General features: G+C 74.1%; 17 protein-coding genes. 10 read left to right on the forward strand and 7 right to left on the reverse strand.

Annotated elements, in window-relative coordinates; translation table 11 throughout:
* Positions 1 to 3: 3 nt before the first annotated feature.
* Positions 4 to 1,350, reverse strand: a complete 1,347-nt coding sequence (locus OG689_RS17180; RefSeq protein ID WP_266327220.1) for a DUF3616 domain-containing protein — start codon at positions 1,348 to 1,350, stop codon at positions 4 to 6.
* Positions 1,351 to 1,684: 334 nt separating this feature from the next.
* On the opposite strand from OG689_RS17180, the gene OG689_RS44810 reads away from it, so the two are divergent.
* The 3 genes from OG689_RS44810 to OG689_RS17190 are packed head-to-tail and all read left to right on the forward strand — an operon-like array spanning position 1,685 to position 3,539.
* Complete coding sequence (locus OG689_RS44810; RefSeq protein ID WP_323189304.1) at positions 1,685 to 2,371, forward strand: RibD family protein; 687 nt, start codon at positions 1,685 to 1,687, stop codon at positions 2,369 to 2,371.
* Positions 2,368 to 2,829: a dCMP deaminase gene (locus OG689_RS44815; RefSeq protein WP_323189305.1), complete on the forward strand. Its 462-nt coding sequence runs from the start codon at positions 2,368 to 2,370 to the stop codon at positions 2,827 to 2,829. The genes OG689_RS44810 and OG689_RS44815 overlap by 4 nt, the downstream gene beginning before the upstream one ends.
* A gap of 50 nt (positions 2,830 to 2,879) precedes the next feature.
* Positions 2,880 to 3,539: an HAD-IA family hydrolase gene (locus OG689_RS17190; protein WP_266321370.1), complete on the forward strand. Its 660-nt coding sequence runs from the start codon at positions 2,880 to 2,882 to the stop codon at positions 3,537 to 3,539.
* A gap of 43 nt (positions 3,540 to 3,582) precedes the next feature.
* Here OG689_RS17190 and OG689_RS17195 read toward each other — a convergent pair whose 3' ends face one another.
* Positions 3,583 to 6,441 carry an SCO7613 C-terminal domain-containing membrane protein gene (locus OG689_RS17195; protein WP_266321372.1) on the reverse strand — a complete coding sequence of 953 codons (2,859 nt, stop codon included), beginning with the start codon at positions 6,439 to 6,441 and terminating at the stop codon, positions 3,583 to 3,585.
* A 354-nt stretch (positions 6,442 to 6,795) separates the two neighbouring features.
* Here OG689_RS17195 and cutA point away from each other — a divergent pair, with 354 nt between their 5' ends.
* Complete coding sequence (gene cutA / locus OG689_RS17200) at positions 6,796 to 7,119, forward strand: divalent-cation tolerance protein CutA (RefSeq protein WP_266321374.1); 324 nt, start codon at positions 6,796 to 6,798, stop codon at positions 7,117 to 7,119.
* A 390-nt stretch (positions 7,120 to 7,509) separates the two neighbouring features.
* On the opposite strand, the gene ychF is transcribed toward cutA, so the two are convergent.
* Both ychF and OG689_RS17210 read right to left on the reverse strand, forming a co-directional pair.
* Positions 7,510 to 8,583: a redox-regulated ATPase YchF gene (gene ychF, locus OG689_RS17205; RefSeq protein ID WP_266321375.1), complete on the reverse strand. Its 1,074-nt coding sequence runs from the start codon at positions 8,581 to 8,583 to the stop codon at positions 7,510 to 7,512.
* A 76-nt stretch (positions 8,584 to 8,659) separates the two neighbouring features.
* The gene (locus tag OG689_RS17210) at positions 8,660 to 9,043 is read right to left on the reverse strand and encodes a glyoxalase (RefSeq protein ID WP_266321376.1); all 384 of its coding nucleotides are present in this window, start codon (positions 9,041 to 9,043) and stop codon (positions 8,660 to 8,662) included.
* Positions 9,044 to 9,162: 119 nt separating this feature from the next.
* On the opposite strand from OG689_RS17210, the gene OG689_RS17215 reads away from it, so the two are divergent.
* Positions 9,163 to 9,783, forward strand: a complete 621-nt coding sequence (locus OG689_RS17215) for a DUF6542 domain-containing protein (protein WP_266321377.1) — start codon at positions 9,163 to 9,165, stop codon at positions 9,781 to 9,783.
* Positions 9,784 to 9,947: 164 nt separating this feature from the next.
* Here OG689_RS17215 and ppgK read toward each other — a convergent pair whose 3' ends face one another.
* A complete protein-coding gene (gene ppgK / locus OG689_RS17220) occupies positions 9,948 to 10,694 on the reverse strand; it encodes a polyphosphate--glucose phosphotransferase (protein WP_266321378.1) in 747 nt (248 codons plus the stop codon).
* A gap of 160 nt (positions 10,695 to 10,854) precedes the next feature.
* Entirely contained in the window at positions 10,855 to 11,838 is a 984-nt protein-coding gene (locus tag OG689_RS17225; RefSeq protein ID WP_266321379.1) for a 4-hydroxy-3-methylbut-2-enyl diphosphate reductase, read from the reverse strand.
* 79 nt (positions 11,839 to 11,917) lie between these two features.
* Here OG689_RS17225 and OG689_RS17230 point away from each other — a divergent pair, with 79 nt between their 5' ends.
* From OG689_RS17230 to OG689_RS17245, 4 genes are all read left to right on the forward strand, one after another.
* Complete coding sequence (locus OG689_RS17230) at positions 11,918 to 13,270, forward strand: APC family permease (RefSeq protein WP_266321380.1); 1,353 nt, start codon at positions 11,918 to 11,920, stop codon at positions 13,268 to 13,270.
* A gap of 10 nt (positions 13,271 to 13,280) precedes the next feature.
* The gene (gene xseA / locus OG689_RS17235) at positions 13,281 to 14,495 is read left to right on the forward strand and encodes an exodeoxyribonuclease VII large subunit (RefSeq protein ID WP_266321381.1); all 1,215 of its coding nucleotides are present in this window, start codon (positions 13,281 to 13,283) and stop codon (positions 14,493 to 14,495) included.
* Between the two features lie 129 nt (positions 14,496 to 14,624).
* Entirely contained in the window at positions 14,625 to 14,879 is a 255-nt protein-coding gene (locus OG689_RS17240; RefSeq protein ID WP_266321383.1) for an exodeoxyribonuclease VII small subunit, read from the forward strand.
* A 146-nt stretch (positions 14,880 to 15,025) separates the two neighbouring features.
* Positions 15,026 to 15,637, forward strand: coding sequence for a malonic semialdehyde reductase (locus OG689_RS17245; protein ID WP_266321384.1), 612 nt, complete (start codon positions 15,026 to 15,028; stop codon positions 15,635 to 15,637).
* A 101-nt stretch (positions 15,638 to 15,738) separates the two neighbouring features.
* Here OG689_RS17245 and OG689_RS17250 read toward each other — a convergent pair whose 3' ends face one another.
* Positions 15,739 to 16,272, reverse strand: a complete 534-nt coding sequence (locus tag OG689_RS17250) for a DUF4245 domain-containing protein (protein ID WP_266321386.1) — start codon at positions 16,270 to 16,272, stop codon at positions 15,739 to 15,741.
* 214 nt (positions 16,273 to 16,486) lie between these two features.
* Here OG689_RS17250 and glpX point away from each other — a divergent pair, with 214 nt between their 5' ends.
* Complete coding sequence (glpX, locus tag OG689_RS17255; protein ID WP_073926308.1) at positions 16,487 to 17,542, forward strand: class II fructose-bisphosphatase; 1,056 nt, start codon at positions 16,487 to 16,489, stop codon at positions 17,540 to 17,542.
* Positions 17,543 to 17,558 lie beyond the last annotated feature (16 nt).

Below are 17,558 nucleotides of genomic sequence, written 5' to 3' on the forward strand. Positions count from 1 at the left end.
CGACTACGGGGCGACGGTGAACCAGGTCGAGCGGGACTTCTTCCACTCGGGGTGGGTCAGGTCCTTGGCCTCGGTGCCGTCGTTGTACAGGTCGGCGGAGCCGTCGTCCGTGATGAGCTGCACCCGGGCGCCGGACACGGTCAGGTCGGGGACGTCCACCACGGCCTCCCAGCCGCCGGCGTCCGTCGTCGGCAGGTCGAGCAGCTTGACCGGGGCGGTGGTGGCCAGGCCGTCCCAGCGGTAGAGCGCGTACGGGTCGGTGTTGTCGTCCGCGGCCCAGGAGCCGGCCACGATCAGGTACTGGCCGGCCGCGTTGCGGCGGATGTCCCGGACGGACAGGCCGCCCAGGTTCAGCTCGATCGGCGTACCGAAGGTCGCGTGCACCGAACCGCCGGGCAGCTGGTTGAAGTTGGTGACCGGCACCAGCAGCGCCTTGCCGTTGGTGACGGCCGGCGTCAGCGGGGCGCGGAACCCGACGAACGCGGTGGTGGAGCTGCCCGGGGCGAACTCCAGGCCCTCGACGTTGAAGCCGTCGATCTGCTTGGGGATCTCGCCGGCGGCGGCACCGGCCGCGAAGCCGTAGTGGTTGCCGTTGGCCTTGTCCCAGTTGATCAGATCGTCGCGCAGGCCGGTGTACTTGCCGCCCAGGGTGAGCTGGGTGGTGGCGCCGGAGCCGGTGACGTCGGTGGTGAAGACGGTGCGGCGGTCGGCCTTGATCTCGCCGTCCTTGTTGTTGCCCAGCGAGCCCGTCCAGTAGATGGTGTTGCCGACCCGGGTGGCGCCCTCGATGTCGATCTCCTTGGAGACACCGAGCGCGGAGGTGAAGTCCCAGGTCCTGACCGGGGCGCCGGAGGCGTTGCGGTCGTACAGGCGCAGCACGTTGGACTCGTCGTCCGCCACCACGATGTAGCCGTTGCCCGCGTCCACGGCCGCCGAGGCGTCGCTGGAGCCGGTCAGGTAGCGGGCGTCGGCGGAGTGCTGGACGGCCGCCGAGGCCGCGTAGTGCAGCGTCTTGGTGGCGGTCTTGCCGCCGAGGCCGGTGACCTTGATCGTCAGGTCGGTGTAACCGACGCCCCGGGCCGCGACGTTGAGGGTGCGGCTGCCGGTGGCGCCGGCGACGGTGACGTCCGTGGTCCTGGCGACCGAGGTCCTGGTGCTGGCCGAGGCGGCGACCGTCAGCGCGGAGACGTCCGCGCCGCTCTGCGCGATCGTGACGGTGACGGTCGGGTCACCGGTCGCACCCACCGCGCCGGAGAGGTAGCCGGCCGACAGCGAGATGGTGGGGGTTCCGTAGGACGCCGCCAGGGCGGGGGCGGCGGGGACGGCGACGGCGGGCAGTGCGGCGGCCAGGGTGAGCGCGGCGGCGAGACCGAGCGGACGGCGCGGGTACGACACTGGTGGGGCCCTTCTACGGCGGGGCGGTGCGAGGTCCGGACCAGGCTGAGGTCCCCGGGCGAACGCCGCCCCTACAACATCGGACCGGCGGGCGAACACCGTCCTTCCGCCGGTGGCGCCCGGTGGGGACCTACCGCTGTCCGGTGCCCGCGCGGGCCCCGGGTACCGGTGGGCGGTCAGGTCGCGGCGGCCACCGCGGCGGCCGGGGCCGGGCGGACCGGCGGTGGGTGACCGCCCGGGGGCGGCCGTACCGTTGGCGGTGCACCGCAGATGAAGGGATCCCGCACCCATGGCCCCACCCCGCCCGTACGTCCTGCTGAGCGCCGCGATGTCGCTGGACGGGCACCTCGACGACGCCTCGCCCGAACGGCTGCTGCTCTCCAACGCGGCCGACTTCGACCGGGTCGACGCGCAGCGGGCCGACAGTGACGCGATCCTGGTCGGCGGCAACACCCTGCGCGCCGACAACCCCCGGCTGCTCGTCAACGACCCGGCCCGGCGGGCCGCCAGGGTCGCGGCGGGGCGGCCCGCGCACCCGCTGAAGGTGACGCTGAGTGCGAGCGGCGCCCTGGACGCCGGTCTGCGGTTCTGGCACACCGGCGGCGACAAGGTCGCGTACACGACGCAGGCCGGGGCCGGGCGGCTGCGCCCGACTCTGGACGGCCTGGCGGAGGTGGTCGCGCTGGGCGCCGAGGTCGGGCTGGGCGCGGTGCTGGACGATCTGGGCGCGCGGGGGGTGCGGCGGCTGATGGTGGAGGGCGGCGGCGGCGTGCACACCCAGTTCCTCGCCCAGGGTCTCGCCGACGAGCTGCAGCTGGTGATCGCCCCGCTGCTGGTCGGCCAGGCCGCGGCGCCGCGGTTCGTGCACCCGGCGGCGTTCCCGGGCGGGCCGACCCGGCGGATGCGACTGCTGGAGGCACGTACGGTGGGTGATGTCGTCCTGCTCAGGTACGCCCCGAAGGAGCCCGCACCGTGACCGCTGACCAGCGAGCCGTCGATCTCGCCCTGCTCGGCCGGGCCGTCGAGCTGTCGAAGCGGTGCCCGCCGTCCGGAACGGCGTTCTCGGTGGGCGCGGTGGTGGTCGGCGCGGACGGTGCGACCGTCAGCGAGGGGTGGAGCCGGGAGGGCGACCCGCTCGTGCACGCCGAGGAGTCCGCCCTCGCCAAGCTCCCCGCCGGGGACCCGCGGCTGCTCGGCGCGACGGTCTACAGCTCGCTCGAACCCTGCGGGCAGCGTGCCTCCCGGCCGCTGACCTGCTCGCAGCTGCTGATCGCGGCGGGCGTCGCCCGGGTGGTGGTGGCCTGGCGCGAGCCGGACCTGTTCGTCACCGGCTGCCAGGGCACGGCCCTGCTGGAGGCGGCCGGGATCGAGGTCGTGGAGCTGCCGGAGCTGGCGGCGGCGGCCCGGGCGGTGAACGCGCATCTGATCGGCTGAATTGTTTGTATCATTACGATACAAACATCAGCCGTACGAGGAGCCCCGCCGTGCCCGTCATCACCGAGCTGTCCGCCCGAGCCCTCCTGCTGGACATGGACGGGACCCTGGTCAACTCCGACGCCGTCGTCGAACGCTGCTGGCGCCGCTGGGCCGCCCGGCAGGGCCTGGACGGCGACGCCGCGATGCGCGTCGTGCACGGCCGCCAGGGCCACCTCTCGATGGCGATCCTGCTGCCCGACCGCCCGATGGAGCAGAACATCGAGGAGAACCGGCTGATGCTGGCCGAGGAGACCGCCGACACCGACGGCGTCGTGCCCGTCCCCGGCGCCCCCGCCTTCCTCGCCTCGCTGGCCGGCCTCCCGCACGCGTTGGTGACCTCCGCCGACGACGGCCTGGCGCGGGTCCGGATGGGCGCGGCCGCGCTGCCGCTGCCGCCCGTCCTGGTCACCGCCGAGTCCGTCGGCGCCAGCAAGCCCGACCCCGAGGGCTTCCTCAAGGGCGCCGCCGCCCTCGGCTTCGCCCCCGCGGACTGCCTGGCCTTCGAGGACTCCGAGGCCGGCATCGCCGCCGCCCTCGCCGCCGGCATGCAGGTGGTAGGCATCGGCCCCCGGGCCGCCGCCCACCACCCGACCGTCCAGGCGGACTCGCTGGAGCAGGTCGAGGTGACCGCCGACGCCGACGGCAGGCTGACCGTCCGGGTCGGCTGACCCGATCCGACCGGACCGGCCGGATCGCGACCCGGCCGCGGGTTCACTGCAACCGGCCCAGCGAAGCCCGCAGGCGGCGGGCGTCCCGCAGCCGCTGCTCGTACGTCGCCCCCAGCACCAGCAGCAGCAGGCCCGCGAGGGCCAGCGGCACCCAGCGCGGCAGCAGGCCGAACACCTGGACCACGGCCGGCGCCAGCTCGTGCACGGCGACCAGAAGCAGCGTCCCCCCGCCCAGCAGCAGCGGGCAGCGCAGCCGCAGCCGCCCGCCCAGGACGGTCACCACCAGTGCCGCCGCACCCAGCAGCAGCGGCCGCAGCCAGCCCCCGTCCGCCCACACCGCCAGCAGGCTGGGCAGCAGCCCGAGGCCGAGGCCGGGACCGTAGGCCGTCCAGGACCCGGCCTCGGGGAACCGCCGTCGGTGCAGCACCCCGATCACCAGGGCCGCCACGGCCACGGTGAGGGTGTACGCCTCCGGCGTGCCCACCCCCGAGAGGGCCAGCCGGATCCAGGAGGAGCCGATCAGCAGCCCGGTCGCGGCGACCGAGGCCGCCCGGCGCCGATCCGGCCGCAGGGCGACGCCGAGCAACGCGGTGCCGGCCACCGCCAGCGCGAAGGACAGGCGGCCCGGCTCACCGACCGTCAGCAGCAGCGCGACGGCACCGAGCAGGTAGCCGGCGCCCTCCACGGCGCGGGACACGACGCCGGCCGTCCGGGCCGCGACGGCGGCGGAGGCGATCGCCACCCCGAGCACGGCCAGCATCACGGCGGGCAGGTCCAGCCCCGCCGTGGCGGCGACGGCCGCGGCCTCGGCACCCGCCGCCAGGACGGCGCAGGCGGCCGGGACGGCGGCCCGGGGTGCGGGGACGGCGCCGGCGGACGAGGACGCGGCCGAAGTCACGGACGCGGACGCCCGGACGGTCAACGCGGTCGAGAGCACCACCAGGACGGCGAGGACGGCGATGGTCGCCGCGCGGTCGGCCGGCGCCCACAGCAGCGCGAGCACGGCGGCCGTGGCCAGGGCCGTCCGGCCGGCCGGAGCGGCCGGGCGCAGCACCGCGTACCCCGCCGCCAGCACGGCGAGACCGGCCGCCACCGCGACGGCGGCGCCGTACCCGGCTCCGAGTGTCACCGGCAGCAGGGCCAGGGCGGGCACGCCCACCAGCGCGGTGGCCGCGCCGAGGAGCCCGACCGGACGGGTGATGGCCGGGGCGGAGCGAGGAAGACCTGAGCCGGCGGTGGCGGCCGCGGCGGCTGGACCGGCCGAACCGACCCCGAGCGCGCCCCCGGTGAGGCGCAACGCGGTGAGCGCGGCGAGGACCAGGAGAAGCAGCCAGAGCCCGGCGACCGCGGCCGGCGCGACGGACCACTCCCAGGAGGGTGACGGGCCGCCCGCCCAGGCCGCCGGGACGTGGCCGAGCGGCGCGAACACGGCGGGCACGATCCCGCCGAGCGACGCGGTCGAGCTGACCACCAGGGTGAACGCCGCCGCGAGGAACATGCCGAGCGGCAGCGCCGCGCCGGAGGTCCCGGCGGCCGCCGGCCCGGCCTGCGCGCGGTCCGTCCCCCGGCGCAGCAGGGCGCCCGTCGCGACGGCGAGCAGCGCGGCCGGCAGCGCGTACGCGATCGCGGCCCAGTCCCGGGCGAGCGGCACGGCGATCGTTCCGCCGGCCGCCACCAGCAGCGCCGTCCCCGCCAGCGAGGCCGCGAACCTGCGGGCGGCGAGCGGAAGGACGAGGTGACCGGACATCGGCCGGCGCAGCGTCAGCACCACGGTGAGCGCGGCGAACCCGCCGAGCGGCAGCCAGGCCCAGCCGGTGGTGGCCAGCCGTTCGTCCGCCGCCGCGCCCGTGACTGCGGGCAGCAGGGCGGCCGAGAGGGAGGCCTGCCCGGCGAGGAAGGCGCCCAGCCCGCCCCACAGGGCGGCGAACAGGCCGGCGGCCGGCAGCAGCGCCGTCGGGCCGATGGCCTTCTGCGGCGCCCCGCCCGATGCGGCGGGGGCCGGGCCGGCGCCCGCCGGACCGCCGGCGGGGGTCTGCGGGGCTCCGGCCGGCCCGCCGAGCCCGGCCACCGCCCGCAGCACCGCGTGGTCCACGGCGGCGGTCGCCACCATCGCGGTGGCGACGGCGTTGACCCCGCCCAGCCCGAAGGCCTGGACGGCGAGCAGTCCAGGCAGCCGCCCGAGCAGGAACCCCGCGGCGAGCGGCATCCGCAGGCGCAGCGCCCACCCGTACGCGGCCGCGCCCGCGCCGGTCAGCGCGGTGGCCACCGCCCAGTAGCCGGACGCGTCGGTGCCGCCCAGCCCGGCCAGGTCGGCGGCGCGCGCGGCGAAGAGGTCGAGCAGCACCAGCGCCAGCCCGACGGCGGCCGAGGTCTCCGCCGTGGCGGACAGGCCCCGGCGCCGCAGCCGCACGGGCAGCGCGAGCGCGCAGCCGGTCAGCACGGCGAGGACGGCGGCGCGCCCGCCGATCCCCAGGTGGCCCCAGCTGACCACGGTGAAGACCAGCGCGGCGACGGTCACCAGCAGACCGCCGAGCACCAGCAGCACGGTCTGCGCGGACCGCCCGGACACCTCGGGCCGCCCGGCCACGGGCACCGCCCCGGGCGGGGGCGGCCCCCACGAGGGCACCGGTGGCACCGGGCCACGGGCGCCCTCCGGCTCGTCCCGGCGGGCTCGGAGCCCGGTCAGCAGGTCGTCCCGCTGCCGGAGCAGCACCAGTCGCTGCGCCTCGACGCCCTGCAGCGCCAGCGTCACCTGCCAGAGTGCGGCGGCGGCCGGGCCGTCCAGCGGGAGCCGGCACCGGCCGCAGCGGGCGGGCCGCTCGGTCTCGAACGGCGCCCCGCAGTCGGGGCAGGCCGGGACCTGGCCGGGCGCGGCGGGACCGGTGGGCGGAGTGCTGGTCATGCCCAGAGTGTCCCGGCCGGGCGGGCACCGCACATGAGTACGGGTACTCAATCCAGGCTCGGGTACGGTCGGGGGGGGCGAAGAACCGGGCGAAGAACCGGACGCCGGCCCGACCGGTCGTGTCAGGACCCTCCATCCGAACGGCCGGGAGTCATATCATCGACGCGCCAGGCTCCTTCGGCGGCGTGCGGCCGCCGCGCTGCCCCCATCAGATGATGAAATCTGACGATCCATCAATTATGTTATGGCGCAGCAACATTGGCATGTTCTACACCAACTCCGCCGAGGCTCGCGAGCTCCCCGCACGCCCCCTGTCGCGCCCCCGCCCGCCACGCCGACCCCTACGCTCCCCTCATGACGACCCCCGAGTTCATCGTGGCCACCACCACTCACGACGCCGAGGACAAGGCCCGCGCACTGGCCGCCGCCGTGGTCGGCGAACGACTGGCCGCCTGCGCCCAGGTCTCCACCGTCGCCTCGGTCTACCGCTGGGAGGGCACGCTGCGGACCGACCCCGAATGGCGGATCGACTTCAAGACCCGCGCCGAACTCTTCGACCCGCTCGCGGCGTTCGTCACCGCCCACCACACCTACGACACCCCGGAGATCATCGCCGTCCCGCTCCTCGCCGGCAGCCCCGACTACCTCGACTGGGTGCGCACCGAGACGGCCGGCTGAGCGGGGAGGCGCGCCACGGGCAGGCCGGGCGGCGGGCACCGCGCGGCAGGGCCCCGGCCGGACCCACATCCACAGACGTACACCTTCCTGTACTCAGGAGGAGGGTGGCCATGAAGCCGATGACCTGCTCGGAATCCCGCGCCGGCATGCCGAGGTGTCGAACGCCGTCACGGACGACCGTGAGTCCTCCAGGGGGACGATGACGACCGGCTCGCGTCCGGCGGGCGATCACTGGAACATTGATTCTCCCGGGTGGATCGACGGCGATGCAGACTCCCACACGCCAGCACCAAGTCAGCACGGAAATGAGGAGAGGGCCGGACCTCATGGAGTCCGACCCTCTCCGACCTGCACACTTGTCAACTCAGACAACATGCAGTAACAGCTTGATCACACATTGAAGCGGAACTCCACCACGTCGCCGTCCTGCATGACGTACTCCTTGCCCTCGATGCGGGCCTTGCCCTTGCTGCGGGCCTCGGCGATCGAGCCGCACTCGACGAGGTCGTCGAAGGAGATGATCTCCGCCTTGATGAAGCCCTTCTGGAAGTCGGTGTGGATCACACCGGCGGCCTCGGGGGCGGTGGCGCCCTTCTTGATCGTCCAGGCCCGGGTCTCCTTGGGGCCGGCGGTGAGGTAGCTCTGCAGGCCGAGGGTCTCGTAGCCGACGCGGCCGAGGGTGGCCATTCCGGTCTCCTCCTGGCCCATCGACTGGAGCAGCTCCAGCGCCTCGTCCTCGTCCATGCCGATCAGCTCGGACTCGATCTTCGCGTTGAGGAAGATCGCCTCGGCGGGGGCGACCAGGGCGCGCTGGGCGTCCTTGAACTCCTCGTCGGTGAGCTCGTCCTCGTCGACGTTGAAGACGTAGAGGAACGGCTTGGTGGTGAGCAGGTGCAGCTCGCGGACCGAGGAGGAGTCGAAGCCGGCCTCGAAGAGGGTCCGGCCCTCCTCCAGGATCTTCTGGGCGGCCTCGGCGGCGGCCAGCGTTGCGGCCGACTCCTTCTTCAGGCGCGACTCCTTCTGGAGGCGGGGCAGCACCTTCTCGATGGACTGGAGGTCCGCGAGGATCAGCTCGGTGTTGATGGTCTCGATGTCGTCCTTCGGCGAGACCTTGCCGTCCACGTGCACCACGTCGGGGTCGACGAAGGCGCGGATGACCTGGCAGATCGCGTCGGACTCACGGATGTTCGCGAGGAACTTGTTGCCCAGGCCCTCACCCACGGAGGCGCCGCGGACGATGCCCGCGATGTCCACGAAGTCGACGGTGGCCGGCAGGATCCGCTGCGAGCCGAAGATCTCGGCGAGCTTGTTCAGCCGGGTGTCCGGGACGCCGACGACGCCGACGTTGGGCTCGATGGTGGCGAACGGGTAGTTGGCCGCCAGCACGTCGTTCTTGGTCAGGGCGTTGAACAGGGTCGACTTGCCGACGTTCGGCAGGCCGACGATTCCGATCGTGAGCGACATGAAGCGCAGTCCCGTGGGCTCGGAGGGAGTGGAGCGGCCACCGTACGGGCCGATCCCCCAGTCTACGGGCTGGCGCTCAGCCGACCGGCTCGGGCTCCAGGAACTCCAGGCGGTTGCCGAGCGCGTCCGTCGAATGGAAGCGCCGGTACCCGGGGAAGTTCCCGTCCCGGACGACCTGGTGGCCGTGGGCGGCGAGCCGGGCGGCCAGGCCGTCCAGGCCGCTCACCAGGATGCCGGGGTGCCCCTTGGCGGACGGGGTGAAGTCGGCCACCACCCCGAGGTGGACCTCGACGCCGCCGCCGCGGAACCAGCAGCCGCCGCGGGCCGCCAGCACCGGCGGCTTCTCGAGCTCGGTCATACCGAGCACGCCCACCCAGAACGCCCGGCACCGGTCCTCGGCACCGGCCGGCATGTCGAGCTGTACGTGGTGGAGCCGCTCGAAGCCGAAGTCCGCCGTCATGGTTCCTCCCCGTACGCACGATGACGGACCATCATACGACTGCGCCGGACGGAGACACGGAGCAAGCTCCCGATCACCCATTACACAGTGTGGCGTTGATCGGACCGTACGTTGGGCAGGTGGAGCAGAGCATCCGTACCCAGCCGCCAGGGCCTCGACGCCGACCGCCGAACGGCGGCGCCGGGGCCGCCGTACCGGGCCCCGGCCGGGCCCCCGAGCGGGCCGCCGCCGAAGGGCCGGACCGGCCCCGGCTGCGGGCGGCCTCGGCGGGCCGGGACGGCGCCCGCCCGGCGTCCGGCACCGGGCTGAGACTTCGGCTGCCGCTGGGCGGCCGGGCCGGCCGCGAGCGGCCGCGCAGCGGCCGGCCGGCCCGGCTGACGGCAGTGGGCACCGGGGTGCTGGCGGTGGCCGGCACCGTGCTGGCGGCCGGCGTCGACCGGATGCTCTTCGGTGGCCTCGGGGTGCTGTTCGGGGTCGCCTATCTGGTGGTCTGCTTCCAGCTGGCGGTCCGGGTGCGCCCGGCCGATCTGCTGGCCGCGCCGATCTCCGGGCCGATCGCGTTCGCGGCGGCGCTGCTGCTGCTCGGGCCGGTGTCCAGTTCCGGGGTGACCGCCCAGGTGGTGGCGCTGGCGACCGGGCTGGCGCTGCGGGCCGGGTGGTTGTTCGGCGGGACGGGGCTGGCCGCGGCGATCGTGCTGGCCCGCTTCGTGGCGCAGCGCCGGATCCAGCGCAGCCGCTGACCGGCCCGGCCCGTCCGGCGGCTCCACCGGGCGGGCCGCGAGCGCCAGGAGCGGATCCCCGGGCCGGGGCCGCCGCCAGGGCCGGGAGCGCCGCCAGGGCCGGACGGGGCCCGCGACGGCGCCGCTCCCGGGCCCCGCCGGCACCCGGCCGGCCAACCGCCCGGTCAGCTCGCCTTGGCCGCCGCCATCGCCGCGCCCACGATGCCCGCGTCGTTGCGCAGCTCCGCCGGGACGACCTCCGCCTCGCGCTTCTTCAGCAGCGGCAGGAACTTCTCGTGCTTGCGGCTGACCCCGCCGCCGATGATGACCAGTTGCGGCGAGAACAGGCCCTCCACCAGGTCCAGGTACTCGTCGACCCGGACCGACCACTGCTCCCAGGTCAGCTCGTGCCGCTCCTTGGCGGCCGAGGAGGCCCGGCGCTCGGCGTCCTTGCCGCGCAGCTCCAGGTGGCCGAGCTCGGTGTTGGGCACCAGGACGCCGTCCACGAAGAGCGCGCTGCCGATGCCGGTGCCGAAGGTGAGCACCAGCACCACGCCGTCACGGGCCTTGCCCGCGCCGTGGGCGGTCTCGGCCAGGCCGGCCGCGTCCGCGTCGTTCAGCAGGGTGGCGGGCAGGTCGAGGGCCTCCCGGAAGAGGCCTTCGGCGTCGAGGCCGATCCAGCCCTTGTCCACGTTGGCTGCCGTCCGGGTGTGGCCGCCGACCACCACGCCGGGGAAGGTCAGCCCGACCGGGCCCTGGTGGCCGAAGTGCCGGACCACCTCGCAGACCGCGGCGACGACGGCCTCCGGCGAGGCCGGGCGCGGGGTCAGCACCTTGTGGCGCTCCTCGGCCAGCACTCCGCGCCGTAGGTCCACCGGGGCGCCCTTGATACCGGAACCGCCGATGTCCACGCCGAATACGTTCGCCGTCATGCGTCGTCCCTTCTGTCCACAGGCCTGTGCACAACCGTACGGAAGGCCGTTCCGGCACCAACGTACGAGAGGCCGGTCGGCCCCGCCTGCTGATACCCGCGGACGGGCAGCACGACGCCCGGGGCCCCGCAGGGCTCCCGGGCGTCGGACGGGGTTCGGGTCAGAGCTTGCCGGCGGCCTCGGCGCGCAGGTCGCGGCGGAGCTCCTTGGGCAGCGAGAAGATCAGGTGCTCCTCGGCGGTCTTCACGATCGAGACGTCGGCGTAGCCGCGCTCGGCGAGGTAGGCCAGCACGCCGTCGACCAGGATCTCGGGCACCGAGGCGCCGCTGGTGAGGCCCACCGTGGTGACGCCCTCCAGCCAGGACTCCTCGATCTCGTCGGCGAAGTCCACCAGGTGGGCGGCCTTGGCGCCGTACTCCAGGCCGACCTCGACCAGGCGCACCGAGTTGGAGGAGTTCTTGGAGCCGACCACGATCAGCAGGTCGACGTCGGGCGCCATCTGCTTGACGGCGACCTGGCGGTTCTGGGTGGCGTAGCAGATGTCGTCGCTGGGCGGGCTGACCAGCAGCGGGAAGCGCTTCTTCAGCTCGCCGACGGTGGCCATCGTCTCGTCGACCGACAGCGTGGTCTGGGAGAGCCAGACGACCTTGCTCTCGTCACGCACGGTGACGTTGGCGACGTCCTCGGCGCCGTCCACCAGGTGGATCCGGTCCGGGGCCTCGCCCATGGTGCCGACGACCTCCTCGTGACCCTCGTGGCCCACCAGCAGGATGTCGTAGTCCTCCTCGGCGAACCGGACGGCCTCCTTGTGGACCTTGGTCACCAGCGGGCAGGTCGCGTCGACGGTGGCGAGCTTGCCGGCCTTCGCCTCGTCGTGGACGGACGGCGCGACGCCGTGCGCGGAGAAGACCACGATCGAGCCCTCGGGCACCTCCTCCGTCTCGTCGACGAAGATCGCGCCCTGCTTCTCCAGGGTCTGCACGACGTACTTGTTGTGGACGATCTGCTTGCGGACGTAGATCGGTGCCCCGTACTGCTCAAGGGCCTTCTCCACGGCGATGACGGCGCGGTCGACACCCGCGCAGTAGCCCCGGGGGGCGGCGAGCAGGACGCGGCGCTGAGCAGTGGTGGACATGGCTCCCATGGTACGGGCGCCACCGGGCCGCGCCGACGGGCGCCACGTACCGGGCCGAAGGTGACCGGAATGCTCAAATGTGGAGTTCATGGACACCAGCGGCGAGAAGGTCGGGCCCGGCGGACTGCGGCGCACCCTGGGCGTGCGCGACCTCATGGTGTACGGCCTGCTGTTCATCGCCCCGATGGCGCCGGTCGGCGTGTTCGGGGTGCTGGACGCGAAGAGCCACGGCGCGGTCGCCGCGGTCTACCTGGCGGCGACGGTCGCGATGGGGTTCACCGCCTTCTCGTACGCCCAGATGGTGCGCGCGGTGCCGCGGACCGGATCGGTGTTCGCCTACGCGCGGGCCGGGCTCGGTGAGGGGCCGGGGTTCGTCGCGGGCTGGATGGCGATGCTGGACTACCTGCTGATCCCGGCGGTGGCGTACCTGTTCTCCGGCATCGCGCTGAACTCGCTGGTGCCGGACGTCTCCCGGTGGGTGTGGACGACGCTGGCGGTGCTGGTCACCACCGGGCTGAACCTGGCCGGCGTGCGGACCGCGGCCGTGGTGGGCTTCGCGGTGCTGGCGATGGAGATCGCGGTGCTGGCGGTGTTCCTGGTGGCGGCCGTGGTGGTGCTGGTGCGCGACGGCGCGGCCCGGGACTGGCTCTCGCCGCTGACCGGGGTCGGGGGCTTCTCCCTCACGGCGGTGCTCTCCGCGGTCAGCGTGGCCGTGCTGTCGTTCCTGGGCTTCGACGCGATCGCCTCCTTCGTGGAGGAGGCGGTGGGCGCCTCGGCCGCGGTCGCCAGGGCGGTGCTGTGGTGCCTGGTGCTGGCCGGGCTGCTGTTCGTCGCCCAGACCTACCTGGCGGCCCTGCTGGAGCCGGACTCCCCGCAGCAGTTGGCGGCCGACCCGGCGGCCCAGGGCGCGGCCTTCTACCGGACGGTGGACACCGCGATCGCGCCCTGGCTGCACACCCTGGTCGCGGTCAGCAAGGCGATCGGCGCCGCCTTCGCGGCGCTGGCCGGGCAGGCCGCGGCCGGCCGGCTGCTGTTCGCGATGGGCCGCGAGGGCCGGCTGCCGCGCGCGCTGGGCTCGGTGGACGACCGTACGGGAGTGCCGCGGCTCGCCCTGCTGACGGCGGCGACGGTCACGCTGGTCGCGGCGGTCTGGGCGGCCCGCCGCGACGACGGGCTGGACCAGCTGACCTCGGTGGTCGACATCGGCGCGCTGACCGCGTTCGTGCTGCTGCACGCGTCGGTGATCGGCTGGTACACCGTCCGGCACGGCTCCCGGGACCGGCTGCGGCACCTGGTCGTGCCGGCGCTCGGCATCGCGGTGACGGTGGCGGTGATCGTGGCGGCCGCGCACACCGCCCAGTGGGTGGGCGCGGTGTGGCTGGCCGTCGGGCTCGCGGTGCTGTTCGTCCAGGACCGGACCGCTGTCGGCGGGCGGCGCTAGCCTCGTCGGTATGGCCAACACCAGCTCACCCGAAGCCCCGATCCCGGTCGGCAAGGTATCCGCGCTGATCGGCGGCTGGATCGAACGGCTCGGCGCGGTCTGGGTCGAGGGCCAGATCACCCAGCTGAGCCGCCGCCCCGGCGCGGGCGTGGTGTTCCTGACCCTGCGCGACCCGGAGCGCGACGTCTCGCTGACCGTCACCTGCTTCCGGGCCGTCTTCGAGCAGGTCGCGGACGTGGTGCAGGAGGGCTCGCGGATCGTCGTGCACGCCAAGCCCGAGTGGTACGGCGCGCGCGGCACGCTGTCGTTGCGGGCGAACGAGATCCGGCCGGTCGGGCTCGGCGAGCTGCTCGCCCGGCTGGAGCAGCTCAAGCGCAAGCTCGCCGCCGAGGGCCTGTTCGCCGCCGACCGCAAGCGCCCGCTGCCGTTCCTGCCGCAGTGCGTCGGCCTGGTGACCGGCCGGGGTTCGGCGGCCGAGCGGGACGTCCTGGAGAACGCCAGGCGGCGCTGGCCGGCCGTCCGCTTCGAGGTCCGCAACGTCCCGGTGCAGGGCGCGGCCGCGGTGGCGCAGGTGTCGGCGGCGGTCCGGGCGCTGGACGAGCACCCCGAGGTGGACGTGATCATCGTGGCCCGGGGCGGCGGCAGCGTGGAGGACCTGCTGCCGTTCTCGGACGAGCAGCTGGTGCGGCTGGTCGCGGCCGCCCGGACGCCGGTGGTGAGCGCGATCGGGCACGAGCCCGACCAGCCGCTGCTGGACTTCGTCGCCGACCTGCGGGCCTCGACCCCCACCGACGCCGCCAAGCGGGTGGTGCCGGACGTCGGCGAGGAGCTGGTCAAGGTCCGCCAGCTGCGCGACCGGGCCCGGCGCCAGGTCACCGGCCGGGTCGAGCGCGAGCAGCACGGTCTGGACGGCGTGCGCAGCCGCCCGGTGCTGGCTGCGCCGCAGCGGATGCTGGACGGGCGCACGCACGAGGTGACGGCCATGCTGGAGCGCGCCCGGCGCACCCTCGGCCACCGGCTGGACGCCGCCGAGTCGGACCTCGGGCACACCCTGGCCCGGGTGGTCGCGCTCTCGCCGGCCGCGACGCTGGAGCGCGGGTACGCCGTGCTGCAGCGGGCGGACGGCACGGTGGTGACCGATCCCGCCCAGGTCGCGGCGGGCGACGCGCTGCACGCCCGGGTGGCGGCCGGCGGCTTCGGGGTGACGGTCGACCCGGAGGGGTGAGACCCCACCGGGCGACGCGCCCGCCCGGGGCGGACGGCGGGTGCGCCGCGGGCCGCCTCCGTGCCCCTCGTCCGCCCGGACGCCTGTCGCGGCGGTCGTTCTGTCGGCCCCGCCCCCTAGGCTGGCCCCATGGCAGACCAGGAGAACCAGCAGGAGAGCGCGCAGCCGCCGACCCCCGACGACGCCCTCGGGTACGAGCACGCCCGGGACGCGCTGCTGGAGGTCGTCCGGCAGTTGGAGACCGGCGGGACGTCCCTGGAGGAGTCGCTGGCGCTCTGGGAGCGCGGGGAGCAGCTGGCGAAGGTCTGCCAGCGTTGGCTGGACGGTGCCCGGGCCAGGCTCGACGCGGCGCTGGCCGCCGAGGAGGCGGCCGACCGAGGGTGACCGGAGGACGGACACCTAGGGCGACCGGGGGCCGGAGTGACGCGGATCACATCACCCCAGGGAACAGTTGAATGTTCACTCATGTTGTGAAGCGGTGATCGGCTCGCCGGCCGACCTTCCAACCGCTCAGCATGAGGTGCACAAGCATGACGACTGCCGCCAACGACGCCCTGGTGCTCGACGCCGCCGCCCAGGACCTCCTCTTCCGCGAGGCCCGCACGGCCAACACCTTCACCGACGAGCCGGTCAGCGACGAGCAGATCCAGGCCGTCTACGACCTGGTGAAGTTCGGCCCGACCGCATTCAACCAGCAGCCGCTGCGCATCGTCCTGGTCCGCTCAGCCGAGGGTCGCGAGCGCCTGGTCAAGCACATGGCGGACGGCAACAAGCCCAAGACCGCGAGCGCCCCGCTGGTCGCCATCCTGGCCGCCGACAACGAGTTCCACGAGGAGCTGCCCTCGCAGCTCCCGCACTTCCCGCAGGCGAAGGACATGTTCTTCTCCGAGCGCCCGGTGCGTGAGTCCTCCGCCCAGCTCAACGGCGCCCTGCAGGCCGCCTACTTCATCATCGGCGTGCGCGCCGCCGGCTTCGCCGCGGGCCCGATGACCGGCTACGACGCCGACGGCCTGAACAAGGAGTTCTTCGGCGACGGCGACCACTCGGTGCTGGCCGTGGTCAACATCGGCAAGCCGGCCGAGGACGCCTGGTTCCCGCGCTCCCCGCGCCTCGCCTACGACGAGGTCGTCACCACCGTCTGATCCCCGCCCGCCCCGGGGCGGACGCAGCAGAGGGCCCCGGCCGGTCGAACTCAAGCGACCGGCCGGGGCCCTCCGGCGCGTACGGCCCGCCGGGACCGGGCTCACTTCAGCGCGTCGGCCAGCTCCGCCAGCTCCTCGTACGAGGCGGTGCCGGTCACCAGCGTGGTCGCGTTGCCGCTCCGGACGGCCAGCGCACGGGCCTTGCGGCCCTGGACCTTGTCCCAGCTCGTGCCGTCCACCGTCGTGCTGCCGTCCGCCTCGCCGCCGGCCACCGCCGCCGCCAGCACGTCCGCGCGCGGCGCGTCGCTCTGCTCGACGGCCGCGTACTGGCCGGACGGGGTCACGAAGCCCAGGTGCCAGGTGTTGTGGCCGTTGTTGCCGGCCCGGCTGCCGTCCCGGTACTCGACCGAGGTGGCCTTCCACTTCTCCGGCAGCCCCTCCGGCGACAGCAGCGGGAACGGCGCGTCCCGCTTGGCGGAGGACGCGGCGGCGCGGTACTCGACCGGATGCACGCCGTCGCCCTCGGAATGCGGCATGAACGCGTACCCGACCGCGACCACACCACCGATGGCCACCATCGACAGGACCATGTCCCGTACCGTCTGCCGGCCCCTCATGCTGCTCTTCCCTGCCATCCCCACATGGTGACCCATCGCGCCCGGGGCCCCCGCACCCGGGGTACCCGCGAACGGGTGAACAGGGACATACCGACCCGGACCGAGCCCAGCGGGGACCCGCGCCACAGACAGTGCTCCGGCAGGAAGATACGATCGCAGCACCCTCACCACGGCGTTCGACCGGGCAGTAGTCGGGCGCTTACCGGCCGTCGCGTACAGAGAGGTATCGACGATGACCACGCACGCGGTACACAGCAACTTCCCGAACACCCTCCCGCAGTCCCTCGAGGTGGCCCCCGAGGCCCCCGACCGCAACCTCGCGCTCGAACTCGTCCGGGTCACGGAGGCCGCCGCCATGGCGGCCGGCCGCTGGGTCGGCCGCGGCGACAAGAACGGCGCCGACGGCGCCGCGGTCAAGGCCATGCGCACCCTCGTCTCCACCGTCTCGATGAACGGCATCGTCGTCATCGGGGAGGGCGAGAAGGACGAGGCCCCGATGCTCTACAACGGCGAGCGGGTCGGCGACGGCACCGGCGCCGAGTGCGACGTCGCGGTGGACCCTGTCGACGGGACCACCCTGACCGCCAAGGGCATGGCCAACGCCGTCGCCGTCCTGGCCGTCGCCGACCGCGGCACCATGTTCGACCCGAGCGCCGTCTTCTACATGGACAAGCTCGTGGCCGGCCCCGAGGCCGCCGAGTTCGTCGACATCACCGCCCCGCCGGCCGTCAACATCCGCCGGGTCGCCAAGGCCAAGGGCAGCGCCGTCGAGGACGTCACCGTGATGATCCTGGACCGCCCCCGCCACGACGACCTGGTCCGCCAGGTCCGCGAGGCCGGCGCCCGGATCAAGTTCATCTCGGACGGCGACGTGGCCGGCGCCATCATGACCGCTCGCGAGGGCACCGGCGTCGACCTGCTGCTGGGGATCGGCGGCACCCCCGAGGGCATCATCGCGGCCTGCGCGATGAAGTGCATGGGCGGGGTCATCCAGGGCCGGCTGTGGCCCAAGGACGACGCCGAGCGGCAGAAGGCCCTCGACGCCGGGCACGACCTGGACCGGGTGCTCACCACGAACGACCTGGTCAGCGGCGAGAACGTGTTCTTCGTGGCGACCGGCATCACCGACGGCGAACTGCTGCGCGGCGTGCACTACCGCCAGGAGACCGCCACCACCAGCTCGCTGGTGATGCGCTCCAAGAGCGGCACCATCCGGGAGATCCACTCCACCCACAAGCTCTCGAAGCTGCGGGCCTACAGCGCGATCGACTTCGACCGCGCGAACTGACCGGACGGGCGCCGTC

The organism is Kitasatospora sp. NBC_00240, assembly GCF_026342405.1.
In the GTDB taxonomy this organism is placed as follows: Bacteria; Actinomycetota; Actinomycetes; order Streptomycetales; family Streptomycetaceae; genus Kitasatospora.

Coding starts and splice junctions, on each gene's coding strand:
- OG689_RS44810 (WP_323189304.1), top strand. CDS start 1,685: ATGGCCCCACCCCGCCCGTACGTCCTGCTGAGCGCCGCGATGTCGCTG.
- xseA (WP_266321381.1), top strand. CDS start 13,281: ATGGCCAACACCAGCTCACCCGAAGCCCCGATCCCGGTCGGCAAGGTA.
- glpX (WP_073926308.1), top strand. CDS start 16,487: ATGACCACGCACGCGGTACACAGCAACTTCCCGAACACCCTCCCGCAG.
- OG689_RS17230 (WP_266321380.1), top strand. CDS start 11,918: ATGGACACCAGCGGCGAGAAGGTCGGGCCCGGCGGACTGCGGCGCACC.
- OG689_RS17225 (WP_266321379.1), bottom strand. CDS start 11,838: ATGGGAGCCATGTCCACCACTGCTCAGCGCCGCGTCCTGCTCGCCGCC.
- OG689_RS17250 (WP_266321386.1), bottom strand. CDS start 16,272: ATGGCAGGGAAGAGCAGCATGAGGGGCCGGCAGACGGTACGGGACATG.
- OG689_RS17245 (WP_266321384.1), top strand. CDS start 15,026: ATGACGACTGCCGCCAACGACGCCCTGGTGCTCGACGCCGCCGCCCAG.
- ppgK (WP_266321378.1), bottom strand. CDS start 10,694: ATGACGGCGAACGTATTCGGCGTGGACATCGGCGGTTCCGGTATCAAG.
- OG689_RS17195 (WP_266321372.1), bottom strand. CDS start 6,441: ATGACCAGCACTCCGCCCACCGGTCCCGCCGCGCCCGGCCAGGTCCCG.
- OG689_RS17210 (WP_266321376.1), bottom strand. CDS start 9,043: ATGACGGCGGACTTCGGCTTCGAGCGGCTCCACCACGTACAGCTCGAC.
- ychF (WP_266321375.1), bottom strand. CDS start 8,583: ATGTCGCTCACGATCGGAATCGTCGGCCTGCCGAACGTCGGCAAGTCG.
- cutA (WP_266321374.1), top strand. CDS start 6,796: ATGACGACCCCCGAGTTCATCGTGGCCACCACCACTCACGACGCCGAG.
- OG689_RS17240 (WP_266321383.1), top strand. CDS start 14,625: ATGGCAGACCAGGAGAACCAGCAGGAGAGCGCGCAGCCGCCGACCCCC.